19 protein-coding genes and 1 pseudogene are annotated in these 22,888 nt (G+C 60.5%); 13 read left to right on the forward strand and 7 right to left on the reverse strand.

From position 1 onward, the window contains the following. Positions 1-13 precede the first annotated feature (13 nt). Both CD932_RS10835 and CD932_RS10840 read left to right on the forward strand, forming a co-directional pair. Entirely contained in the window at positions 14-1,138 is a 1,125-nt protein-coding gene (locus tag CD932_RS10835) for an ROK family transcriptional regulator (RefSeq protein ID WP_094442647.1), read from the forward strand. A 13-nt stretch (positions 1,139-1,151) separates the two neighbouring features. Then, positions 1,152-2,492, forward strand: coding sequence for an MFS transporter (locus CD932_RS10840; RefSeq protein ID WP_094442648.1), 1,341 nt, complete (start codon positions 1,152-1,154; stop codon positions 2,490-2,492). Between the two features lie 200 nt (positions 2,493-2,692). Here the strand turns inward: CD932_RS10840 and CD932_RS10845 are convergent. Beyond that, positions 2,693-3,510 (reverse strand): annotated as a pseudogene (locus tag CD932_RS10845) (PLP-dependent aminotransferase family protein); the annotation flags it as partial. Here CD932_RS10845 and CD932_RS28785 point away from each other — a divergent pair. From CD932_RS28785 to CD932_RS10855, 3 genes are all read left to right on the forward strand, one after another. Then, positions 3,406-3,669: a hypothetical protein gene (locus CD932_RS28785; protein ID WP_176460817.1), complete on the forward strand. Its 264-nt coding sequence runs from the start codon at positions 3,406-3,408 to the stop codon at positions 3,667-3,669. The pseudogene CD932_RS10845 and the gene CD932_RS28785 overlap by 105 nt on opposite strands. A 196-nt stretch (positions 3,670-3,865) precedes the next feature. Further along, a complete protein-coding gene (locus CD932_RS10850) occupies positions 3,866-4,825 on the forward strand; it encodes a hypothetical protein (RefSeq protein ID WP_141213226.1) in 960 nt (319 codons plus the stop codon). A 63-nt stretch (positions 4,826-4,888) separates the two neighbouring features. Beyond that, positions 4,889-6,112, forward strand: a complete 1,224-nt coding sequence (locus CD932_RS10855) for an OmpA family protein (RefSeq protein WP_094442650.1) — start codon at positions 4,889-4,891, stop codon at positions 6,110-6,112. Positions 6,113-6,493: 381 nt separating this feature from the next. Here CD932_RS10855 and glmS read toward each other — a convergent pair whose 3' ends face one another. Then, positions 6,494-8,323: a glutamine--fructose-6-phosphate transaminase (isomerizing) gene (gene glmS, locus CD932_RS10860; RefSeq protein ID WP_094442651.1), complete on the reverse strand. Its 1,830-nt coding sequence runs from the start codon at positions 8,321-8,323 to the stop codon at positions 6,494-6,496. A 161-nt stretch (positions 8,324-8,484) separates the two neighbouring features. Between glmS and CD932_RS10865 the strand changes: the two genes are divergently transcribed. Beyond that, positions 8,485-8,958: an Lrp/AsnC family transcriptional regulator gene (locus tag CD932_RS10865; RefSeq protein ID WP_094442652.1), complete on the forward strand. Its 474-nt coding sequence runs from the start codon at positions 8,485-8,487 to the stop codon at positions 8,956-8,958. Between the two features lie 604 nt (positions 8,959-9,562). Here the strand turns inward: CD932_RS10865 and glmU are convergent. Continuing rightward, positions 9,563-10,939 carry a bifunctional UDP-N-acetylglucosamine diphosphorylase/glucosamine-1-phosphate N-acetyltransferase GlmU gene (gene glmU / locus CD932_RS10870; protein ID WP_094442653.1) on the reverse strand — a complete coding sequence of 459 codons (1,377 nt, stop codon included), beginning with the start codon at positions 10,937-10,939 and terminating at the stop codon, positions 9,563-9,565. 29 nt (positions 10,940-10,968) lie between these two features. Here glmU and CD932_RS10875 point away from each other — a divergent pair, with 29 nt between their 5' ends. From CD932_RS10875 to CD932_RS10895, 5 genes are all read left to right on the forward strand, one after another. Then, the gene (locus CD932_RS10875; protein ID WP_094442654.1) at positions 10,969-11,865 is read left to right on the forward strand and encodes a DUF6279 family lipoprotein; all 897 of its coding nucleotides are present in this window, start codon (positions 10,969-10,971) and stop codon (positions 11,863-11,865) included. 70 nt (positions 11,866-11,935) lie between these two features. After that, a complete protein-coding gene (gene rsmD / locus CD932_RS10880) occupies positions 11,936-12,595 on the forward strand; it encodes a 16S rRNA (guanine(966)-N(2))-methyltransferase RsmD (protein WP_094443582.1) in 660 nt (219 codons plus the stop codon). Between the two features lie 100 nt (positions 12,596-12,695). Next, complete coding sequence (coaD, locus tag CD932_RS10885) at positions 12,696-13,193, forward strand: pantetheine-phosphate adenylyltransferase (RefSeq protein ID WP_094442655.1); 498 nt, start codon at positions 12,696-12,698, stop codon at positions 13,191-13,193. Positions 13,194-13,208: 15 nt separating this feature from the next. Further along, positions 13,209-13,472, forward strand: a complete 264-nt coding sequence (locus tag CD932_RS10890) for a YfhL family 4Fe-4S dicluster ferredoxin (RefSeq protein WP_094442656.1) — start codon at positions 13,209-13,211, stop codon at positions 13,470-13,472. 81 nt (positions 13,473-13,553) lie between these two features. Further along, positions 13,554-14,147: a chalcone isomerase family protein gene (locus CD932_RS10895; RefSeq protein ID WP_094442657.1), complete on the forward strand. Its 594-nt coding sequence runs from the start codon at positions 13,554-13,556 to the stop codon at positions 14,145-14,147. 60 nt (positions 14,148-14,207) lie between these two features. Here the strand turns inward: CD932_RS10895 and CD932_RS10900 are convergent, their stop codons facing one another. After that, positions 14,208-14,429, reverse strand: a complete 222-nt coding sequence (locus tag CD932_RS10900) for a hypothetical protein (protein ID WP_094442658.1) — start codon at positions 14,427-14,429, stop codon at positions 14,208-14,210. 195 nt (positions 14,430-14,624) lie between these two features. Here CD932_RS10900 and CD932_RS10905 point away from each other — a divergent pair, with 195 nt between their 5' ends. Continuing rightward, a complete protein-coding gene (locus CD932_RS10905) occupies positions 14,625-15,605 on the forward strand; it encodes a LysR family transcriptional regulator (RefSeq protein ID WP_094442659.1) in 981 nt (326 codons plus the stop codon). Here CD932_RS10905 and CD932_RS10910 read toward each other — a convergent pair. Beyond that, on the reverse strand, positions 15,602-17,161 hold the full coding sequence (locus CD932_RS10910; RefSeq protein WP_094442660.1) for a methyl-accepting chemotaxis protein: 1,560 nt from the start codon (positions 17,159-17,161) through the stop codon (positions 15,602-15,604). The genes CD932_RS10905 and CD932_RS10910 overlap by 4 nt on opposite strands. A gap of 199 nt (positions 17,162-17,360) precedes the next feature. Continuing rightward, positions 17,361-17,816 carry an Lrp/AsnC ligand binding domain-containing protein gene (locus CD932_RS10915; protein ID WP_010393827.1) on the reverse strand — a complete coding sequence of 152 codons (456 nt, stop codon included), beginning with the start codon at positions 17,814-17,816 and terminating at the stop codon, positions 17,361-17,363. 208 nt (positions 17,817-18,024) lie between these two features. Here CD932_RS10915 and putA point away from each other — a divergent pair, with 208 nt between their 5' ends. Continuing rightward, positions 18,025-21,678 carry a trifunctional transcriptional regulator/proline dehydrogenase/L-glutamate gamma-semialdehyde dehydrogenase gene (gene putA, locus CD932_RS10920; protein ID WP_094442661.1) on the forward strand — a complete coding sequence of 1,218 codons (3,654 nt, stop codon included), beginning with the start codon at positions 18,025-18,027 and terminating at the stop codon, positions 21,676-21,678. 57 nt (positions 21,679-21,735) lie between these two features. Here putA and CD932_RS10925 read toward each other — a convergent pair whose 3' ends face one another. Next, complete coding sequence (locus CD932_RS10925; protein WP_254926551.1) at positions 21,736-22,512, reverse strand: 5'-methylthioadenosine/adenosylhomocysteine nucleosidase; 777 nt, start codon at positions 22,510-22,512, stop codon at positions 21,736-21,738. Positions 22,513-22,888 lie beyond the last annotated feature (376 nt).

The following is a 22,888-nucleotide window of genomic DNA, read 5'->3' on the forward strand; positions in this document are numbered from 1 at the left end:
TATACATCACATCATGAAAATTGCGCGGCTAAAACTGTCGTCGGAAGAAAAGCGTTTGTTATGGCAGTTACGGACCAGGGGGCCGCTGCCGCGCAGCGACCTGGCGATGGCGCTGCAGGTGAGCAACTCAGCGCTGACCAAGCTGTCGCGCAATCTGATCAGCATGGGCCTGGTCGAAGAGCAGGCCTCGTCCGATAGCAATGGCCGCGGCCGACCGACCGTGCCGTTGACGATCTCGGCCGCCGGCGGCTTCGCGGTCGGCGCGACGGTGCACAAGGGCGTGCTGGAAATCGCCCTGGTCGACTACGCGGGCGGCATCATCTCGCTGACCAGCGAGGAGGTCGGCGCGCCCGGCCCGCTGGCGTTCGCCCAGCTGCTGGAGCAACGCATCACCGAGCTGTCGGTCAGGCACCGGCTGCTGGGCAGGCGCTTCCTGGGCGTCGGTGTCGGCCTGCCCGGGCCGCCCCGGGGCCGCGACGGTGACCAATGGAACATCGTCAACGACCTGCCCGGATGGCGCCACGTCCCGCTGCGCCAGATCCTCGATGACGCCCTCGGCCTGCCGACCATGCTGGAAAACGACGCCAATGTGTCGGCGCTGGCCGAGTACTACCTGAACGATACGATACGCAAGTCGTCGACGGTGGTGGTATTCCTGCTCGGCTATGGCATCGGTGCCGGCGTCATCGAGGACGGCCGCCTGCTCAAGGGCGAGTTCGGCGGCGCCGGCGACATCGGCGGCCTGTATCCGATGGCGCTGCCGAGGCCCACCACGATGGACCTGCTGTCGGTGCTGCGCGAGGCGGGATGCGCGATACAGTCGGTCGCGCATTTCGACGAAGACACCGTCGGCCACGAGGCGCTGATCGAACAGTGGCTGGACCGGGCGGCGGGGCAGCTGGAATCGGTAGTCAACAGCGCGATCTCGTGGTTCGATCCGGGCGAGATCGTGTTTTCCAGCCCGCTGCCGGAATCGATCATGACCCGCCTGGCCGCCAGGCTGAACCGGGGACAGCTGCGCTGGCCCGAGCACCGGCAGCCCGCCGAGATCCGCGTGTCGCGCCTGGGCGGCAGCTCGATCGCGCTGGGCGCCGCGCTGTTGCCGATCCACGCGGCGACCACGGTCTCGTTCTGGTAGGGGACAGGTGGGCATGGGCCGTTATCTCGACAAGATGAAGACGGACCGGCATTTGATCGGCTATTCCAGCGGCAATTTCGGCAAGAACCTGCTGCTGGGCAGCGTGGACGTGACGCTGCTGTTCCTGCTGACGGACGTGCTGGGCATCGCGCCGCACAGCGTCAGCTGGCTGATGCTGATGGTGTTCTGCGCCGACCTGGTGCTGGACCTGGGCGCCGGACTGCTGGCGGCCTGGGCCCACAACCGCGGCACCGGCTACCGGCGGCTGATCGTGCTGGGCGCGCCGCCCTGCGCCATCGCGTTCGCGCTCATTTACAGCCTGCCGCTGTTGCGACCGGGAAGCATCGGCGGGATTGCCCTGGTAATTATATTTTTCCGCGCGGCCTACGCCATCATCGACGTGCCGCACAACAGCCTGCTGGTTCGCGTCGCGACCGACAGCCACGCGCGAGGCCGCGCGTCCGGGTATCGCACCCTGTTCAGTTCAGGCGCCAGCGTGGTCATCGCCACCGTGCTGCTGCCTTTCATGGGCAGCGCCGGCCACCGCGCCACCGCAGGCCAGCTGTCCTGGCTCGGCGTCGCCAGCGCACTGGCGTTTTGCGCCGCGATGTTCGTTGCCGCCTGGTCGTCGCAGGAGGAGGAGGAGGAGGGCGGCGGCGAACGCCGGTTCCGCACCGTCGCCAAAGTGGCCTTCCTGCCCAGGCTGGACCGGCTGTTCGGGGCCATCGCCGTCATCGCGTTCATCACCGGCTTCGCGACGCCGATGTTCTCCAAGATGATTCTTTACATCGCAACCTATGTGCTGAACCAGCCCGGTTTCGCGGGCCGGATACTGCTGACCATCACCCTGGGACAATTGGCCGGTGCCGTGCTGTGGATCGTCCTCGTCCGATCCCGCGACAAGACCTCCTTGCTGGCCATCAGCCACGCCGTCGCCGCCTGCGGCATATTGCTTTTCTCCTTGTCGGGAAACCAGCCATGGTTGTTGACGGCATCGGCGGCGCTGATCGGGATCGGCTTCAGCGGCGTGTTCATGCTGCCTTGGGGGATACTGGCAGACATTATCGATTTCGCCCAATTCCGCCACCGCGAGCGCCGCGAAACGGCCACCTTTGCCACCATCCTGGTCATACTCAAGGCCGGCGGCGCGGCGTCCCTGGCCGCCATCGGCTGGACCCTGGGAGCGCTGGGCTACGTGCCCGGCATGGGGCAGCCGGCATCCGTGATTGAGGGCATGAAGCTGCTGGCGTTTGGCGTACCGATGCTCGGTTCCGCCATCGCCATCCTGACGCTGCGGCGCTTCGCGGTCGGCCACCAGATGCATGCCCGCGTGGTGCGGGCCAACCGACGGTGAGCGTCGCCGATACGCTGCTCAGGGTTACCCCACGAGGCTTGCGTTGTTATCCTTTTCAAACCGGTTCATCATGTTGTTGATGGTAAAAAAGCACGGCTCCCGACTTCGTCACCGTCACACGCAGCGAGCTTGAGTGCGTCGTGTTGATGCCATGGGAACGGCATCGCGGCGTTGGCCGCATGCCACCACCGGTGTGGCACCTAAACTACCGCACAGCTCAAGGACTCGGGCCGCCGCGCAAGCAGATCAGACAGTCGTTGAAGACCGGCCTGCAAGCGTGCGCGGTCCTTGATGCTGCCCAACGAGATACGGATTGCATTGACCGAGACGCTGCCCGTGGCGAATGCTTGCGCCGGCGTGACCGCGATGCCGTGGCTGTCGGCCGCACGCGCAACCTGCGGGGAATGCCAGTATGCCAGCAACGCCAGCCATACGTGCAGGCCGTCACCAAAGCCGCTGTACCGCCCCGCCAGGATATCGCGCGCCATCCGGTGGCGCAGGCGCGCCTCCTTGCGTACGCCTTCCATCAAGCGGTCAGCCGAGCCGTCGAATATCCACTGCGTGGCCAGGGCGGCCGCCAGGGGAGCGGCCATCAATGCAAATGACCTGAGCGCGGCCAGGAAACGTTCGCGCTCGTGCGGCTCGAGTATCAGCACGAAGGCAAGCCGCAAGCCGGGCGTCAGGCATTTCGACAGGGTGGAGATGTAAAACACCTGTTGCGGCGCAAACGTGACGATCGGCGGCGGCGGGGCATCGGCAAGCAGCCAATAGGGATCGTCCTCGACGATGCGTACACGGCAGCGCTGCGCGACGCTGGCGAGCTCCTGGCGCCGGCGCGCTGGCATGGTGATGGCGGTCGGGTTCTGCAAGGTGGGTTGAGGTAGACCATCCCGGGCTTGTGCTGGCGGCACGCTTGCTCCAGCATCTCGGGCACCATGCCGTGCTGGTCCGCTTCCACCGCAATGATGTGCCGTCCGAATTGGGTGGCTGCGGCGAGCAAGCCGGGGTAGCTCATGGGTGTTGGCGCCGACGTCAAATTGATCCAGGCTGCCGATTCCAACTGACCCAACTCAAAATCTCTGGAACCGTTGCTGCACGCGGGTTTGCTGGCTATGGACGTGGGTTACCAAAAATCGGCAGCTTGGGTCAAAAAATCGTCGGCGCCAACAACATGTGACAGTCCGCTCGCGAAGAGTATCCAAATCGGCAAATCAATCACAATTGCGAACTTGAATAGATACGGTAAATTTCCAAAATGTATGTGTAGTGACAATTGTTGAGTATTAGAAAATAATTTAATGCTACTCTGCTAACAGCGTGCGCGATGCTGTCCGCGTGACGGCTTTCCGATAGCTACAACAAAGGTGCACATCATGAAAGTCCATATCAAGTGTGGTGTAGCGGTGGCGACGTTGCTTAGTGTGTCGAACGCCTTGGCGGCGTCCAGTTGCGGACGGGCACCGTACACGGTCGAGATGAAAGATTATGGCGGCGAGGTCCGGGCCAATCTCTGGGACGGTGCGCTGAAGAATATTCAGCGTAAGACCGATGGCGGGCTTACCGCAGTGGCCGGTGGCGCCCTGGTACGCACGGCCTATTCAGGTTCGATGGCGCAGTCGACGCAGCAGTTAATGCGCTTCTACGCCTGTCGAATCCGCGAGCAAATCGAGATCGACGTGAAAGATCCAACTGCAAAGACGACGGCTTTACGGCAGCTAGAGTCGGCCCAGATGGTCATGACCGAACGTCTGTCTGACATGCTTGACCCCGATGTCTTGAATTCATTGTCCGAAAAGCAGAAGCAGCGCGAGCTACTCAGAAATGTCACACGCCGTCCTGAAGATCCCACCATCGACCTCAAGATTTTTGACAAGGCGCTCGCAGATATCAAAGAAGATATGTTCATCCGATCCGAGATGAAGAGTTTGTATGCCAGTGCCGAGCTGCCTGGTGTCGCGAACATTGGGGCATGCGGCGGCGCCCTGCGCGACGTCATTGCATCGACGACCGGCCCGATTCAGATTGGACTGGCCGACTTCCGCGCCAACTTCCGCTACATGGTCGATGGCAGTGCAGAAGGCATACGCTGGGCGTTTCAAAATATTTTTTTGCACGCAGTGCAAGCCGCTCCAGTAGCACTTCCCGTCAGAGATTACGCCTCCATATTCAAGAACTGTTCCGCCGTTGAAGCCGGTGTGAAACAGGTCAAGGCAACCGCAGTGGGGATTCCAGAAGTGCAGTTGGATCCGAACACGCCAGGAGCAGTGCCACCCTTTCCGGCACCAACGGTGCCCGCCACGGCACCGCAGACAGCGCCACCCAATCCCGTGTAAGCGTAGGTATGTGGAGCGCGTCGGCAAGCGCGCTTATTTCATCATTGAGATTGCAGAGGTCCCATGAGACAACTCTTCCTATTTTTGGCCGTCGCCACACTTAGCGCGTGCTCGCACTTGCAGGCTCTGCTGCCCGAAAACCAAATCGTGGCTGCCAAATGTACCAATATTGATTCGCTGATACGAAAAAATGTCTCTGCAGGAATCAACGGAAATTTCGCCATAGCCGCCGGCGGCATGAGCTATGTGAGCCAGTCGCCGCAGATATCAAATTTGCAAGCGACGATTCTGGTTCAGACCAACCAAGCTTGCCGCTCTTGGGCCCTGGGCGGAATGAGTACGGAAAAATGGAACGAGTTTCTAGACCACCGGTTGGCAGCATCGATCGCCTTGAGCGGAGTTGAAGACAAGGCTGCAGTCGGCAAAGTCATTGGTGAGGTTATCGCCATGGGCACCGCCGAGGATAGCGCAGTTGAACCCGGCGTGCAGGCCAAGCGGGTCGAGCAGATTTTGGAAGAGCGCGCCCGATTCCAGGAACAAGGCCTAGAAGACGTGCGTCAAACCTTGGAACGTCAGTATGCGGACGTCAGGGAAGCCATCGACAAGAAGCTCACCAGCATCGATCGCATTTCTGCGCAAACTGGTGCGCAATCCCTGCTGCTGCAAAACGCGATTGCGAATTTGTCCACCAGTGGAGTGCCACTCGATAGCGCCACCTTGGCGCGAATGAAAGAGTTACGGGACCGCTTAACTGAGCGGGAAAGCAATGGCGGCGCATCCGATACGGCAGCCATCCTGTCGGAACTGCAGCGCTTGAAGCGCGGGGAGGAGCACCACGCGCATTTGGAGCCAATTTCGACCTTAGAGCCCGCAGACCGAGCCAACCTCAATACGCTGGCAGCGTGGGTCGCGCAGCAGCAGGCCCATGTAAAGGAAAGATTGACGCCACCGATCCAGGGACAAGTGCTCCTCCCCGACGTCACCGTCCACTTTGGCGTGGCTGATACGGAGACGACGTACAGCGGCCTGGATGCTTTGCGTGGCTTACTGCAACAGTTTGCAGGGCAAGCGCTGGTGGCAGAGGTTGAGGGCTATAGCGATACCTCAGGCAACAGCCGTGCCAATCTAATCCTCAGTGAGCGGCGTGCGCTGCTGGTCAGGGACGCTTTGCTTGAACAGCCTAACATTACAGTGCGCAGTGCCGTCGGCAAAGGGGCAACTGTGCAATTCGGCCAGCGCGCGGCGCAGAACCGTGTGGTGGTGGTGCGACTGCGCAGCGTACTGTAGCGTCAAGCAACGTGAGGATCGTGGAATGCTAAGCGAAAATCTGGTTATGAATACGGCTTGCTATAGAGAGGCATGTGCATGAACGACACAAACGACACACAGCGGCAGGACTTTTATCCTCACGGACCCAGTCCGCGTCCAAGAGCGGACAGCCAAAGCAATCGCGTCAGTCCTGATTTCCGTTCACAGTGGAGTCTTTGAAACGACAGCGTCGCGGCATTAAAAAGCCCATGTGACCAGATCAAGGCAAACATGGGCTTCAACGAATGGCAAGTAGCCAAGGCCACTTGTGTCAAACTTTATTGTTTTGTGTCAGACTTTATTGTTTTGTGTCGAACTTAATTGTTTGTCGACACAACTCGCTTCCCACCTGCTGAACGCTTACTCCACCGTCACCGACTTCGCCAGATTCCTCGGCTTGTCCACATCGGTGCCACGCGCCAGCGCCGTGTGGTAGGCCAGCAATTGCAGCGCCACCACGTGCAGGATCGGGGACAGCACGCCGTAGTGTTCCGGCAGGCGGATCACGTGCAGGCCTTCGCCCGAGCTGATGTGCGAATCGACGTCGGCGAAGACGTACAGCTGGCCGCCGCGGGCGCGTACTTCCTGCATGTTCGATTTGAGTTTTTCGATCAGGGCGTCGTTCGGGGCGATGGTGACGACCGGCATTTCGTTGGTCACCAGGGCCAGCGGGCCGTGCTTGAGTTCACCGGCCGGGTAGGCCTCGGCGTGGATATAGGAAATCTCTTTCAGTTTCAGCGCGCCTTCCAGGGCGATCGGGTAGTGCATGCCGCGCCCTAAAAAGAGGGCGTTTTCCTTGCGGGCGAACTCTTCGGACCAGGCGATGATCTGCGGCTCCAGCGCCAGCACCGAGGCGATCGCCACCGGCAGGTGACGCATGGCTTTCAGGTGGGCCGCTTCTTCTTCTTCGGTCAGGTGACCGTTGACTTGCGCCAGGCACAGGGTCAGCAGGAACAGACCGGCCAGCTGGGTGGTAAATGCCTTGGTCGAGGCGACGCCCACTTCCACGCCGGCGCGGGTGATGTAGGCCAGCGCGCATTCGCGCACCATGGCGCTGGTGGCCACGTTGCAGATCGTCAGCGTGTGGTGCATGCCCAGGCTGCGCGCATGTTTCAGGGCGGCCAGGGTATCGGCCGTTTCGCCGCTTTGCGAAATGGTGACGATCAGGGTGTTCGGATGCGGCACGCTGTCACGGTAGCGGTATTCGCTGGCCACTTCCACGCTGACAGGCACTTTGGCGATCGATTCGATCCAGTACTTGGCGGTCATGCCGGCATACGAGCTGGTGCCGCAGGCCAGGATCAGCACGCGGTCGATCTGCTTGAAGATTTTATAGGCGTCGTCGCCGAACAGCTCGGGCATGATGCCCGTCACGCCTTCGAGCGTATCGCCGATGGCGCGCGGCTGCTCGAAGATTTCTTTCTGCATGTAATGGCGGTAAGGACCCAGTTCGGCCGCGCCGGTGTGGGCGTGCACGGTCTTGACTTCGCGCTCGACCGGCTTGCCGTCGACATCGACGATCCAGACGCGCGACAGTTGCAGGTCGACCACATCGCCTTCTTCCAGGTAGATGATCTGGTTGGTGGTGCCGGCCAGCGCCATGGCGTCGGAGGCGACAAAGTTTTCACCCTCGCCCAGGCCGACGATCAGCGGCGAACCCTGGCGCGCGGCGACCACGCGGTGCGGTTCGTCGCGGCAGAAAACGGCAATCGCATAGGCGCCGTCGAGGCGCTTGACGGCTTGTTGTACCGTCTCGAACAGGTCGCCGTTATACATGTGCTCGACCAGGTGGGCGATGACTTCGGTGTCGGTCTGGCTCTGGAACACATAGCCGAGGGCCGTCAGTTCGGCGCGCAGTTCGTCGTGGTTTTCGATGATGCCGTTATGCACCAGCGCGACGCGAGGATTTTCTTCGTTGGGCGAAAAATGCGGGTGGGCATTGAAGGATACCGGTGCGCCATGCGTGGCCCAGCGCGTGTGAGCGATGCCCGTAAAGCCGCTCACGCCTTCTTCGGCGATCTGCTTTTCCAGTTCGGCCACGCGCGCGGTCGAGCGCGAACGTTGCAAGCGGCCATCGGTGTGCAGCGCGATGCCGCAGGAATCGTAGCCGCGGTATTCCAGGCGTTTCAGGCCTTCGACCAGGATAGGGGTGATATTACGTTGCGCTACCGCGCCGACAATGCCGCACATGAGAAACCTCGAATTGAAAATTAATTAATGCAAGCATGCTAATGCAGAGTGGATGAAATAAGCTTTCTAAATTCATGTATTTTTGATTCAATATTTCGTGTATATTCTGTGATGAAATATTATTTCATTTAATTAAAATTTTTTTGCTAATTCATTAAATCATGAGCGAAATCACTATCCTTCTTGACGACATTGATCGGCGCATCCTGAATGCCTTGCAAGTTGATGCATCACAAACCAACAGCGAGTTGGCGCGACTGGTCCATGTCTCGGCGCCCACTTGCCTGCGCAGGGTCAAGCACCTGACCGACAGCGGCGTCATCGAGCGGCAGGTGGCCATAGTCGCGCCGCAACGGATAGGACCCAGTCTGACGGCCGTGGTCGAGATCACGCTCGATGTGCAGGCGGCCGAACGCATGGCCGAATTCGAACAACTGGTGGCTGGCGACGCGGCCGTGCTGCAATGCTACCGCGTCTCGCCAGGCCCCGACTTCGTGCTGATCGTGCAGGTGGCCGACATGCCCGCCTACCATGCGCTGGCGCACCGTCTGTTTGCGGCACATGCCAATGTGCGCAATGTGAAAAGCTATTTTTCCACCTTCCGCAGCAAGTTCGAGACACGCATCGCCGTCTGAAACAGGATCAATGCCAAGTTATCCCGACTTGTTATCCAACTTGCGCACATGGTTATCCACAACTGCCAAAAGCAGCTTGGGCGTGCCGGGCATAGTGAGCGCCAGCAGCAGCGTGGGCGCTTGCCATGAAAAACAAGTTATCCCGACTTGTCCGCTGCTTTCCCACCCCTTGGACACAGGCTTGTGCACAGATTTACCCACAGGCAGCCTTCCGGCGAAAAGATTAAATATCCATTCAATTCAATGACTTGAAAATTAACTCCGACTTATCCTGTATTTTCGCACAGCTTTATCCACAGCAAGAAAATACCAAACAGACATCTCGTCATATCGCGGCCACTGGCAAGGCCAGGATCGCTGAAGCAAAAAACTTATCCCGTATTTTCCACCGCTTTTACATGGCTTATACCGGGCTTATCCCCGCATAGTCAGCATGCTTGTGCACAGGTTTATCCACACTGTAAAATAGACAATATCAAGCACAGGTAGATTTATCCCCCATTTGCCAACTGACTATCCACAAGCTTGTCCACAGCAATCGCGCACATAAAAAATGCCGCCAACCCGTGAAGGCTGGCGGCATCAATCATGAAGGAGCGACAACTTATTTCGGTGCTTTGACGGGACGGTGCCAGCCTTCGACCGTCATCTGCTTGGCGCGCGAGATGGTCAGCTTGCCGGCCGGCGCATCTTTCGACAAGGTGGTGCCGGCACCCAGGGTGGCGCCCTTGCCGACGGTCACCGGCGCGATCAGATGGCTGTCGCTGCCGATAAAGGCGTCGTCCTCGATCACGGTGCGCGATTTGTTGACGCCGTCGTAATTGCAGGTAATGGTGCCGGCGCCGATATTGACGCGCGAACCGATGGTAGCGTCGCCGATATAGGCCAGATGATTGGCCTTGCTGTTGGCGGCCACCTGGCTGTTCTTGACTTCGACGAAGTTACCGATATGCACTTCCTCGGCCAGCACGGTGCCGGGGCGCAGGCGCGCGTACGGCCCGATCAGCGAGCCGGCGCCGACCACCGCCTCTTCGATATGGCAGAAGGGCTTGATGTACGCGCCGGCCGCCACGGTGGCGTTGATCAGCACGTTATTTGCGCCCACGCGCACGCCGTCGCCCAGTTCCACGCGGCCCTCGAACACGCAGCCGACGTCGATGGTGACGTCGCGTCCGCAGATCAGCTCGCCACGCACGTCGATGCGGGCCGGGTCCAGCAGAGTCACGCCGCGCTCGAGCAGGGCCAGCGCGAGATTGTTCTGGTAAATGCGTTCCAGCTGAGCCAGTTGCACCTTGCTGTTCACGCCAGCGACTTCCCATACGGCGCCAGGGTGGGCAGAAGTGACGGGCACGCCATCGGCGACGGCCTGGGCGACGATGTCGGTCAGATAGTATTCACCCTGGGCATTGTTGTTCGACAGGGCCGACAACCAGCGTTTCAGCTGCACGGTCGGCGCGACCATGATGCCGCTGTTAATCTCGGTGATGGCACGCTCCTCGAGCGTGGCGTCCTTTTCTTCGACGATACGCACGATGGCGCCGTTCTCGCGCACGATGCGGCCCAGGCCAAAAGGATCGTCCTGCACCACCGTCAGGATCGCCAACTGGCCGTTGCCGGCCGCTTGCACCAGTTTCTGCAGGGAATCGCTGCCGGTCAGCGGCACGTCGCCGTACAGGATCAGGGTGGGTACATTATCGTCCAGCAAAGGCAACGCCTGCTGCACGGCGTGGCCGGTGCCCAGTTGCTGCGCCTGCTCGGCGGCGTCGATGGTCACGGACTGCCCGCACTTGTACTGGTCCAGCAGTTTCAGCACGGCTGCGCCCCCATGTCCGTAAATCACGCATAATCTGGACGGCGCCAAGGTGCGCGCCGTATCGATCACATGCGACAGCAGCGGCTTGCCAGCCAGTGGGTGCAACACTTTTGGCAGTGCCGACTGCATGCGTTTCCCCATACCGGCGGCGAGAATGACAACGTTCATAGTCCGTATTTATTTTATAAGTTAAGAATATGAAAAAGTTTAACACGCAAGCCCCTCTCCACCAGCGTTTTACTTGTGGGCTGCTGATCTTGATGCTGATCGTCGTGGCCGGCTGCAGCAGCTTGCGTCTGGCCTACAACAATGGCGACACCGTGCTGTACTGGTGGCTCAACGCCTATGTCGACCTGGACCGCGACCAGAAAGGCTGGGTACGCGACGATATCGACAAGCTGTTTGACTGGCACCGCAAGACTCAATTGCGCGATTATGTCGAAATCCTGCGCAAGGGCCAGAAACAGGTGCAAGGCAATCCCACCCAGGCGGACCTGATGGCCGACTACAGCGAGATCAAGAGCCGTACCCAATCGCTGCTGCTGAAAGCGGCGCCCGACCTGGCCGACCTGGCGCGCTCGCTGAAACCGGAACAGATCGCGCAGATGGAAAAGAAGTTCACGTCGAACAATGACGATTACCGCAAGAAATTCCTGACGGGCGACCAGGAAAAGCGCCAGCAACTGCGCTACAAGAAATCGATGGAGCAGTTCGAACTGTGGTTCGGCAGTTTCAGCAGGGAGCAGGAAGCCATCATCCGCAAGGCGTCGGATGCGCGGCCGCTGGACAATGAAATCTGGCTCGACGAGCGCATGCGCCGCCAGCGCAATGTGCTGACCCTGGTGCAAAAGGTACATCACGAAAAACTGAGCAAGGAAGCGACCGTGTCGCTGATCAATACCCTGGTCAAGGACAGCTTCGATCGCCTGGAACATTCCGATCGCAAGGCCTTTTTTGACGCGTTCGAGAACAGCACGGCGCAAATGATACTGACCGTCATCAAGATTGCCACGCCGGCGCAAAAAGCCCATGGCGTCAAGCGCATGCAGGGCTGGATTGACGACTTCAATTCGCTGGCAAGCCAGCCGAAGTAAGGGCCGGGCCGCAGGGGCGTCGATGGGGCCATATGCTATAGTGGCCGCCATCGAATTGAAGAAGTTTCCCATGCAAAAGAAGATCAAGAAGCCGGCCAAAGTCCCCGTCCACCACGCGCCGCCACCGAACCAGGTGCGCATTATCGGCGGGCAATGGAAGCGCTCCGTCCTGCCCGTGCTGCAGGCGCTGGGCCTGCGCCCGACGCCGGACCGCGTACGCGAAACAGTATTTAACTGGATCAATCACCTGCGCGACGGCGACTGGTCCAACGCCCAGGTGCTGGACCTGTTCGCCGGCAGCGGCGCGCTCGGCTTCGAAGCGGCCAGCCGCGGCGCCGCCGCCGTCACCATGGTCGACACGCATACGCCGGTGATCCGCCAGCTCGAAGAGAACAAGACGAAACTGCGCGCCGACAACGTGCAGCTGCTGCGCGGCGACGCGCTGCTGACGGCGCAAGGCCTGGCGGCGCGCGGCCAGCGTTTCGACCTGATCTTCCTCGATCCGCCTTACCAGCAAGACTTCTTGGCCAAGGTCTTGCCGCTGTGCGCCAATCTGCTGAAAGACGGCGGCATCGTCTATGCGGAATCGGGGCTGGCTATGGTGTTCGATGAAAACAGCGAGCAAGGCAAGCCGGAGTGGATGGCGCCGTGGGAAGTCATCCGCGCCGATAAAGCAGGGACTGTTTATTATCATTTGCTAACTTACAACAAAGTAGCGACAACTGCTTGAATCTGCTTATAATTTAGGCAAAAAAGCCGGCCCACCCAAGGCGCATCCCCAATTTCAGGCATAATGCGCGTCTATATTGGTGCATCGTCAGGGAGCCGCAATGGTAGTAGCCGTTTATCCGGGAACGTTCGATCCGCTCACGCGCGGTCATGAAGATTTGGTGCGCCGCGCCTCGGGTCTGTTTGGCAAGCTGATCGTGGGTGTGGCCGACAGCAAGAACAAGCAACCGTTTTTCTCGCTCGACGAGCGACTGGAAATTGCCAACGAAGTGCTCGGCCATTATCCGAACGTGCAAGTGGAAAGCTTTTCCGGCCTGCTCAAGGATTTCGTGCGCAAGCACGAAGCGCGCGTCATCGTGCGCGGCTTGCGCGCCGTCTCCGACTTCGAATACGAATTCCAGATGGCCGGCATGAACCGCTATCTGCTGCCCGATGTCGAAACCATGTTCCTGACGCCATCCGACCAGTACCAGTTTATTTCGGGCACCATCGTGCGTGAAATCGCGGCGCTGGGCGGCGACGTCTCCAAGTTCGTATTTCCCTCGGTCAACCGCTGGTTGCAAAGCAAGATTGCCGCCAACGCTGCATTGCAGCAATAAGCAAGAGTAAACATCATGGCACTACTGATCACCGACGAATGCATCAATTGCGATATCTGCGAGCCCGAGTGCCCGAATGACGCAATCTACATGGGTGCCGAAATCTACGAAATCGACCCGAACAAGTGCACCGAATGCGTGGGCCACTTCGACGAGCCGCAATGCCAGCAAGTGTGCCCGGTCAGCTGCATCCCGCTGAACCCGGCCTGGGTGGAAAGCCCGGAACAATTGAAGGCCAAGTACGAACGCCTGCAGGCCGCATTGCCCGCCAAGGCCTGATTCATTCCGGCCGCCAGGCTGCGCGGCCCTCTTCCTGCATCTGCTCTACACTGTGGACATCCTCACCACACAAGGCAGACCATGCACCGCAATTTCCGATCCGGCCGCATGCTGGCCGCCGCCTGCGTCTGCGCCTTTCTCGCGCAGCCGGCGCGATCTGTCGACATGGGCGGTGTCAAGCTCGACGACACGGTGCAACTGGCGAACCAGGCCTTGACACTCAATGGTGCCGGCGTGCGCTACAAGCTGATCTTCAAGGTCTACACGATTGCGCTGTATTTGCCGGAAAAGAAGAGCCGCCTGGACGAGATCCTGGCGCTGCCGGGTCCGCGGCGGCTGGAAATCGTCATGCTGCGCGATATCAGTTCCGACGACCTGCGCAAGTCCTTCATGGAAGGCCTGAACCGTACGTCCGACCAGGCCGACCGCACGCGCCTGCTGAGCCAGACGATGCAGCTCGGCGCCCTGTTCGAGATGGCGCCGGGCTTAAAAAAAGGCGACATGCTGACGCTGGACTGGCTGCCCGAAGAGGGCACCTTGTGCCGGCTGAACGGCAAGCAACTGGGCGACAAAGTGCCCGACCTGGCCTTTTATAATGCGCTGCTGAAGATCTGGCTCGGCGCCCATCCGGCCGACACGCAATTGCGCGCGCATTTGCTCGGTGAGCCGGCGTAAAACCGATCGACGTAAAAAAAGCCGGTGATTCACCGGCCTGGTCGTCTTGCGTATCGCGTTTTATGCGCGCGTGGCCAGCTCGCGCGCCAGGCGCTGCTCACGGCTCAGCTTGGGACGCACCACCAGCACCAGGGCGCGGACGATACCGATCAGCAAGGGCTTGAACACCAGCACGAAAGCGCCCACGGCGACCAGCGCCAGCAGCACTTGTACGACGGTGATAAAGGGAATGTCCAGTACGGGTGCGGAGACTGCGTACAGGGCGGTGGCGAAGGTAGACATGATTTCCAGTGCATTATAGAATTTGGCAGTACTATAGTGCAGTGCAACATATCAATCTAATTCTATTTCCTGATACCAATCATATGAATCATGAATGGAAACTGTAATTTTTTTTTACGAGTGAAATCAATCGGCCCCGGCGCGGTTTACACTGGTAAATAATTTATCTGAATTTAACTTTACCTTGGACTTTCCATGAGTTTTCTGACGCTGGATCTGAACTTGCTGCGTGTTTTCGACGCCGTCATGACGGAACAAAACCTGACGCGCGCGGCCGGCCATCTGGCAATGACACAGCCGGCGGTCTCGAACGCCATCAAGCGCCTGCGCGAAAGCCTGGGTGACGAGTTGCTGATCCGCACGGCCTATGGCGTCAAACCGACGCCGCGCGCCGAAGCGCTATGGCCGTCCGTGCGCTCGGCGCTGGCCAGCCTGGAAGCGGCGGTCACGCCGGAAACGTTCGATGTCTCGAAAACCCATGCCACGTTCCGCATGGCCATGGCCGACGCCACGGCCGCCTTCTGGCTGCCATCATTGATGCGTTCGATCGAACGCGAGGCGCCGGGCGTCAATGTGCGCATGATGCCGCTCACCACGCGTGAACCGCGGCCGATGTTGCTGCGTGGCGACATCGACCTGGCGGTCGGCTTCTTTCCCGGCGTGGCGGCGCAATTGTCGAGCGAAACGGGCTCGCCGATCCGCCACGAGCGTCTGTATTCAGGCAAGTACGTGTGCGTGATGCGGCGCGGCCATCCGCTGGCCAACCAGGAACTGACCTTGGACAACTATTGCGCGGCGAACCACTTGCTGGTGAGTTTTTCCGGCCGCGCCCACGGCCTGATCGACGAAGCGCTGTCGCAGATGCACCGCGAGCGGCGCATTTTATTGACCGTCAACCAGTTCTTCACGGCCGGCCGGGTGGTGGCCAACTCCGACCTGATCACGGTCCTGCCGCGCCATCTGATCGCCTCAACCGGCATGACCGAGTCCCTGCTGTCCAAGGACTTGCCATTGACCCTGCCGGCGGTCCACCTGGACATGCTGTGGCACGAACGCGACGCGCGCAGCCCGGCCCACAAATGGCTGCGCAACCACCTCGAGAGCATGAATTCGCCGGCCTTGCGCACCGCCACCGCCGGCGGTGGCGGCGTCACGGCCAAGCCGAACGCGGATTAAGTCGGCGTGCCGGAGCGGTAACCGATCCGGAAACCGCCCCAGTGCTTGCCGTCCACATAGATGGGCGCCGACAGATCATGCATGACCTCGCCCGTATCGCGTTTATACGTCTGCAATAAAAACGGCCGCGTATTGCTGCCGCAGCGCGCGCCCGTGCGGTCGCTGAAAATGCGCTTGGTGCGGTTGTGCACCATATCGTGATCATAGTCGCCCGTCAGCGGTTGCGAGAATTTCTTGTTGTGGGTCGGAAAATACCCATTCGTGTCGACCGCGCCCGCGTACGCCAGCTGGGGCAGGGCGGCCAGCACGGCTTCCTGCAGCTCCGGCAAGACCTTGTCGGTAAAGGCGTCGAACTGGGTGGTGTGCTTGGGCGGATTGGTATTCGGTATCGTTTGATAGCGGCGGTCGAACAGCGCCTCGCGCGTGATGCGCCCGTTGGCAATCGCCTGCTCGAACAGTTTGCCGACCTCGCGGGCCGCCTGCTGGGCGGCGGCGCGGATGGCGTCGTGCGGCGTGGCCACCGCCGATTCGCCCAGCGCGCTGGCGATCACTTCGGCGCGCTCGGCCAGCGCCATCGCCGACTGCGTGGCGCGCGGCAAGTCGGTATTGGTCGACAGCATGCTGTCGCGGATCTGCGCGATGGCGTCGGCGATCACTTGCGTGACGTCCACGTGTTCGCGCGCGGCGCGGGCAATTTGGCCGATCTCGTCTTCCGATACGCCCGACGACTCCTCGATATGGCTCAAGGAACCGTGCACGCTTTCCACATTGCGCGCCGCTTCGGTCACGCTTTCGGCCAGCGACTGCATGCCGTGCGCCGCTGTTTCCGATTGCTCATTGATTTCGCGCACCATCACGCTGATCTCGTCGCTCGCTTCCTTGGTGCGCTGCGCCAGTTGCCGCACTTCCCCGGCCACCACCGCAAAGCCGCGGCCGTGTTCGCCGGCGCGCGCCGCTTCGATGGCGGCGTTCAGCGCCAGCAGGTTGGTGCGTGCGGAAATATCGGAAATCGCTTCCGTAAAACCGGTGATGCGCTTCGATTTGTCTTGCAGGCTGAGCATGGAGGTCGACGCCGCCTGCGCATCTTCACGCGCGCGCTTGACACGCTGCAAGCCCTGGTCCAGTTCGGCGCGCGCCGCCACGCTTTCCACCCGCACGCCAGCGGCCACGGTGGCGGCACGCTCGGCATTGGCGGCGATTTTTTCCGTACTGCACGCATTTTGTGCGGAACTGTCGGCAATCTCGCTGGCCGTCTGCACGTCCAGGTCGACCTTCTTTTTGACCGAGTCGACAAAGTACGAGGTTTCCGCCGCGCCGATCATGATGGCGTCGATGGCGCGCCCGACCGTATCGGCAAAGCGGTGCAAGCCTTGGTCGCCCTGCGTGCGGCTTGCCAGTTGCGCCAGCGCGGCGCCAACGATGGCGGCCAGCACGGCGATCAGGTAGGCAGAGGCGACACCTGCCAGTTGCAGCAGAAACACCAGGCCACAGGCCAGCACGATGGCTGCGAGCGTAAATAGAAAGAAACGTACCAGCTGGTGCGACAACGGCTTCATTGGTCCCCCGCTGCGAGAATCCGTGCCGGCCCCAAGGCAGGCTGTAGCCGAATGCGGGGGTGCACGATTACACACACCGCATCTTGATCCCGACGTCTGCGCGTCGTCTCAGGCGGCTACCGGATGGCAGATTTGTGGTTCCACCCTACAACATTTATCAGCCAAGCTCAATCGGAAATACCGCAAGGCGCTACCGAGGTCATTTGATCGGCAATTTGGTGGTATTTTTGACTTCTTCCATCACCGCGTAAGTGTGGGTTTCACGCACGCCTTTTTGCAACAGGGTCTTGCCGAGGAATTCGCGGTAGGCCGCCATGTCCTTCACGCGCGCCTTGACCAGGTAATCGAAACCGCCAGCGACCATATGACATTCCAGTACCTCCGGAATGATTTGTACGCTATGCTTGAAGGCGTCGAACACTTCCGGCGTGGTGCGGTCGAGCACGACTTCGATAAACACCAGCAGCGATACGTCGAGCAACTGCGGATTCAACTGGGCCGTGTAGCCCATGATATAGCCCGATTCGTGCAGCTTGCGCACGCGCTCGAGGCAGGCGGCCGGCGACAGGTTCACGCGCGCGGCCAGCTCGACGTTGCTGATGCGTCCATCGCTCTGCAATTCCATCAAGATTTTCTTGCTTATCTTGTCCAGCATCCGAAGCACTCCCCAAATAAATATTATTTGGTTAAATTGTCTCATCAAAAACTATCTATTGCTAGCCCTCTGTATTACCAGAATTAATCCATAAGAATCCCCTTTACAATCGAATCATCTTAACGTCCGACTTTCAGTATTCTTTTGCACTAAAACAGGGCAAGAAATACCGGTGGTTCCGTCATCTTTTTCCTTGTAAAGAGTCCCTATGCATCCTGCTGGCCAACCGGCTTTTACCCCGCTTCCCTTTGCCGCGCTGCAGGCGGAAGTCCTGCCTGCAGCGGCCGCTCCACGCGCCGCCATCACTGCCGCCTACAGGCGCGACGAGGTTTCTGCGGTGCAGTGGCTATTGCGGCAAGTACGCGCGTCGAGCACCGAAACGACGGCTGAAGGGCAGGCGCTGGCTCACCGACTGGTGGCGGCCGTGCGCCAAAAACGCACCCGCGCGTCCGGTGTCGATGCGCTCATGCATGAGTTTTCCTTATCGTCGGAAGAGGGTATTGCCCTGATGTGCCTGGCAGAAGCACTGTTGCGTATACCCGACACTCAGACGGCCGATCGTCTGATTGCCGACAAAATCAGCAAAGGCGACTGGAAGAAGCACCTGGGCGAGTCGCCCTCGATGTTCGTCAACGCGGCCACCTGGGGCTTGCTGATTACCGGCAAGCTGGTCGGCACCAGCAGCGAAGCGGGCCTCGGTTCGGCCATGACCAGGTTGATCGCCAAAGGCGGCGAGCCCTTGATCCGCAAAGGCGTGGACCTGGCCATGCGCATGCTGGGCAACCAGTTCGTTACCGGCCAGACCATCGCCGAAGCGTTGAAGAACAGCCGCGACAATGAAGCGCGCGGCTACCGCTATTCCTACGACATGCTGGGCGAGGCGGCGCTGACGGAACTCGATGCGGCCAATTACTACGCTTCGTATGAAACGGCGATCCACGCCATCGGCAAGGCCTCGAACGGGCGCGGCATCAAGAACGGCCCCGGCATTTCCGTCAAATTGTCGGCCCTGCATGCGCGCTACAGCCGCGCCCAGCGCGCCCGCGTGCTGGCCGAATTGCTGCCGCGCGTGAAAGCGCTGCTGTTGCTGGCCAAGCAGTACGACATCGGCTTCAATATCGATGCGGAAGAAACCGACCGCCTGGAACTGTCGCTCGACCTGATGGAAGCGCTGGCGTTCGATCCTGACCTGGCCGGTTTCGAGGGCATCGGCTATGTGGTGCAGGCCTACCAGAAACGCTGTCCGTTCGCCATCGATTACCTGATCGACCTGGCCCAGCGCAGTGGCCGCAAGTTCATGGTGCGCCTGGTCAAGGGCGCGTATTGGGATGCAGAAATCAAGCGCGCCCAGGTCGATGGCCAGGAAGGCTATCCGGTCTATACGCGCAAGGTCTATACCGACGTGTCCTACCTGGTGTGTGCGCAAAAACTGCTGGGCGCCAGCCGCCTGATCTATCCGCAATTTGCCACCCATAACGCGCAGACGCTGGCGACGATCTATACCTGGGCCAGGCGCGACGGCGTGACCGACTACGAATTCCAGTGCCTGCACGGCATGGGCGAGACCCTGTACGACCAGGTGGTGGGCGCGGCCAATCTCGACAAGCCATGCCGTATCTATGCACCCGTCGGTTCGCACGAAACCCTGCTGGCCTACCTGGTGCGCCGTTTGCTGGAAAACGGCGCCAATTCGTCTTTTGTGAACCAGATCGTCGACGAAAACGTGGCGATCGACAGCCTGATCCGCGATCCACTGGAACAGGCACGGCTGCAGGGCGGCTTGCCGCATCCGGCGATTCCCATGCCGCTGGCCATGTTCGGTGGCGAGCGCAGGAACTCGGCCGGCATCGACTTGTCCAACGATGACACCTTGCGCGCGCTGGCCGATGGCCTGGCCCAGCCCTACGCCTGGCAGGCCTCGCCATTGATCGATGGCGCCGTCAGCCTGAATGCGTCCACTTTAACGATCTGCAATCCGGCGCGCCACGACGACCAGGTCGGCATGGTCGCTGAAGCGTGCCCGGCCGACGTAGAAACGGCGCTGGCCGCCGCCAGCGCCTTCGCTCCCGCATGGCAGGACACGCAAGCGTCGCTGCGCGCCCATGCGCTGCGGCGCGCGGCCGACCTGTTCGAACAGCATCGCGTCGAACTGATGGCGCTGGCCGTGCGCGAAGCGGGCAAGTCGCTGCCGAACGCGATCGCGGAAATTCGCGAAGCGGTCGACTTTTTACGCTATTACGCGGCCGAGGTCGACCATGCACCAGCCACCGTGGCGCTCGGTCCGGTCACCTGCATCAGCCCATGGAATTTCCCGCTGGCCATTTTCACAGGCCAGGTGGCGGCAGCGCTCGCGGCCGGCAATGTGGTGCTGGCCAAGCCGGCCGAGCAAACGCCGCTGATCGCCTGGCGCGCCGTGCAACTGCTGCACGAAGCGGGCGTGCCACGCGGCGCGCTGCAGTTCCTGCCCGGCAGCGGCGAAGTGGTGGGCGGTGCCCTGTGCCAGGACGCGCGCGTCAAAGGCGTGATTTTCACCGGCTCGACCCAGGTGGCGCAGCTGATCAACCGCACCCTGGCCGCGCGCGCCGTGGTGGAACACACCGACATTGCACTGATCGCCGAGACCGGCGGCCAGAATGCGCTGATCGTCGATTCGTCCGCCTTGCCGGAGCAGGTGGTGCAGGACGTGATGTCGTCGGCATTCGACAGCGCCGGCCAGCGCTGCTCGGCCTTGCGCGTCTTGTTCCTGCAGGAAGAAATTGCCGACAAGACCCTCAAGATGCTCAAGGGCGCGATGCAGGAACTGCGCGTGGGCAATCCTGACCGCCTGGCCACCGATATCGGTCCCGTCATCGATGCCGAAGCACAAGGCAATCTGCTGGCCCATATCAACCGCATGAAAACCGTGGCGATCAACCATTTTTCGCTCGACCTGCCGCCGGTGGAAGGCACGTTTGTCGCGCCGACGGTACTGGAAATCAAGTCGCTGGACCAGCTGACGCAGGAAGTGTTCGGCCCGGTGCTGCACGTGATCCGCTACCAGCGCGCCCAGTTGCCGCAACTGGTACAGTCGATCAACGACAGCGGCTATGGCCTGACCCTGGGCATTCATACGCGCATCGATGAAACCATCGATTTTATTACCCGGCGCGCGCATGTGGGCAATATCTATGTGAACCGCAATATCGTCGGCGCCGTGGTTGGCGTGCAGCCGTTCGGTGGCGAAGGCAAGTCGGGCACCGGCCCGAAAGCGGGCGGCCCGCTGTACCTGAAACGCCTGCAGCGCAATGCAGCGCCAGGCGCGCAGCACCAGCGCCAGGCGGCGCCGGCGCTCGATGCGCTGATCGTCTGGGCCAAGATGCACGGCCATGAGCAGGTGATGCAGCTGGCCCAGCAATACACGCGCACCACCTTGCTGGGCAGCACCATCGTCCTGCCGGGCCCGACGGGCGAGCGCAATACCTTGAGCTTTGCCGCGCGCGGCACGATCTTGTGCGCGGCCGCCACTTCCGGCGTGCTGATGAACCAGCTGGCAGCGGTGCTGGCGACCGGTAACCAGGCGCTGGTATTGGCGCAATCCGTCAGCCTGATCCCGGCCGACTTGCCGGCGGCGCTGAAAGACCGCATCCAGGTCATCACGGATATTTCCTCGGGCACATACGATTTCCAGATCGCCATGCTCGAAGCAACGCTGGCCGGTGAACTCAAACCGCTGCTGGCGGCCCGGGAAGGGGCCGTGGTGGGCACCATCGACACGACGGCACACTGCGCCATCCCGCTGTGGCGCCTGGTCGCCGAGCGCGCCCTGTGCGTCAATACGACGGCGGCCGGCGGCAACGCCAGCCTGATGATGCTCGGCGTGTAATTTTTTACACCTCAACCAAGGCAGAACCTGCGGGTTCTGCCTTTTTTTTATACAACATCAGCTGGCCAGGCGATGGCACAGCCGCTTGATGGTGCCAAACGCATAACGCGAGGCCACGCTGTGCACGAAACGCATGAAGTCGACGGCCGCCTCTTCATTCGCGTTGTCCGACACGGTGCGCATCACCGTAAAGGGCACGCCGAGCTCAAAACACACTTGCGCCACGGCCGCACCTTCCATTTCAACGGCCAGCAGATCCGGCAGGTCGGCTTTCAGCTGGTTCACATGCGCGGCGCTGCCGATAAACTGGTCGCCGCTGGCGATCAGGCCACGATGCACGTGTGCATGCTGCAAACCAAATTCCTGCACTTCCAGCGCCTCGAGCACGGCGTGCGCATCGTCGCGCAAAAAGTCTTGCGCGGCGCCTGTCAGTTGTTCGCTCAACGCCAGGTCGGTGGCAAAACGCTGCAGTCCCGTCAGCGGTACTTCAAAGCGGGGAAACAGGGGCCGCGCATCCATATCGTGCTGCAGCAGCGTTTCGGCCACCACGATATCGCCGACTTTCACCGTTTTATCCCCGCTGCCGGCCACGCCGGTAAAGACGATGTGGGTAACTCCGAACTTTTCCACAAGCAAAGAAGCCGTCATGGCGGCGGCAACCTTGCCCAGACGCGACAGGACGCACACAGCGTCGATATTCCACAACTGTCCAAGGGTGTAGACCCGCATGCCGTGCGAGCGCGTGACGGCCCCTTGCATGGCTTCTACCAGCCCCTGCTGTTCTTCGTGCAAGGCGCTGATGATTCCCAGGCGCATTTTTTTGTCTGTAGTCATGTGTTTTTCCCTGATATGCGGGGTTGAAAGCGTTCAGCGAAGCCGTTAACTGGGATTTTCCACGGTTCGCGTTTGTTTCTGTGTTTTAAATAAAGAGGTATACATAAAAATAGTAGTGATAGTAAACGACGGTTTTTCTGTGGATAAGTCGGTATACCGTCATGTTAACAAGCACTTGGCATGCAAAAAAGGCGCTGCATAAGCATTGTATCGAGGCAGGACTTGTTTGGGATAAAAGTTTGCTTGTGGACAAATAACGACTTTTCCCACATCTCATCCTGTGGATATGCAGGCAGTTATCCACACCGGTGAGCAAAAACCCTGGTTTTCGTGCTGGCCGCCGTGCTGTTTGTTCACTTCGATTGTTGCTCACGAT

Source organism: Janthinobacterium sp. PC23-8 (assembly GCF_002250505.1).
GTDB lineage: Bacteria > Pseudomonadota > Gammaproteobacteria > Burkholderiales > Burkholderiaceae_D > Janthinobacterium.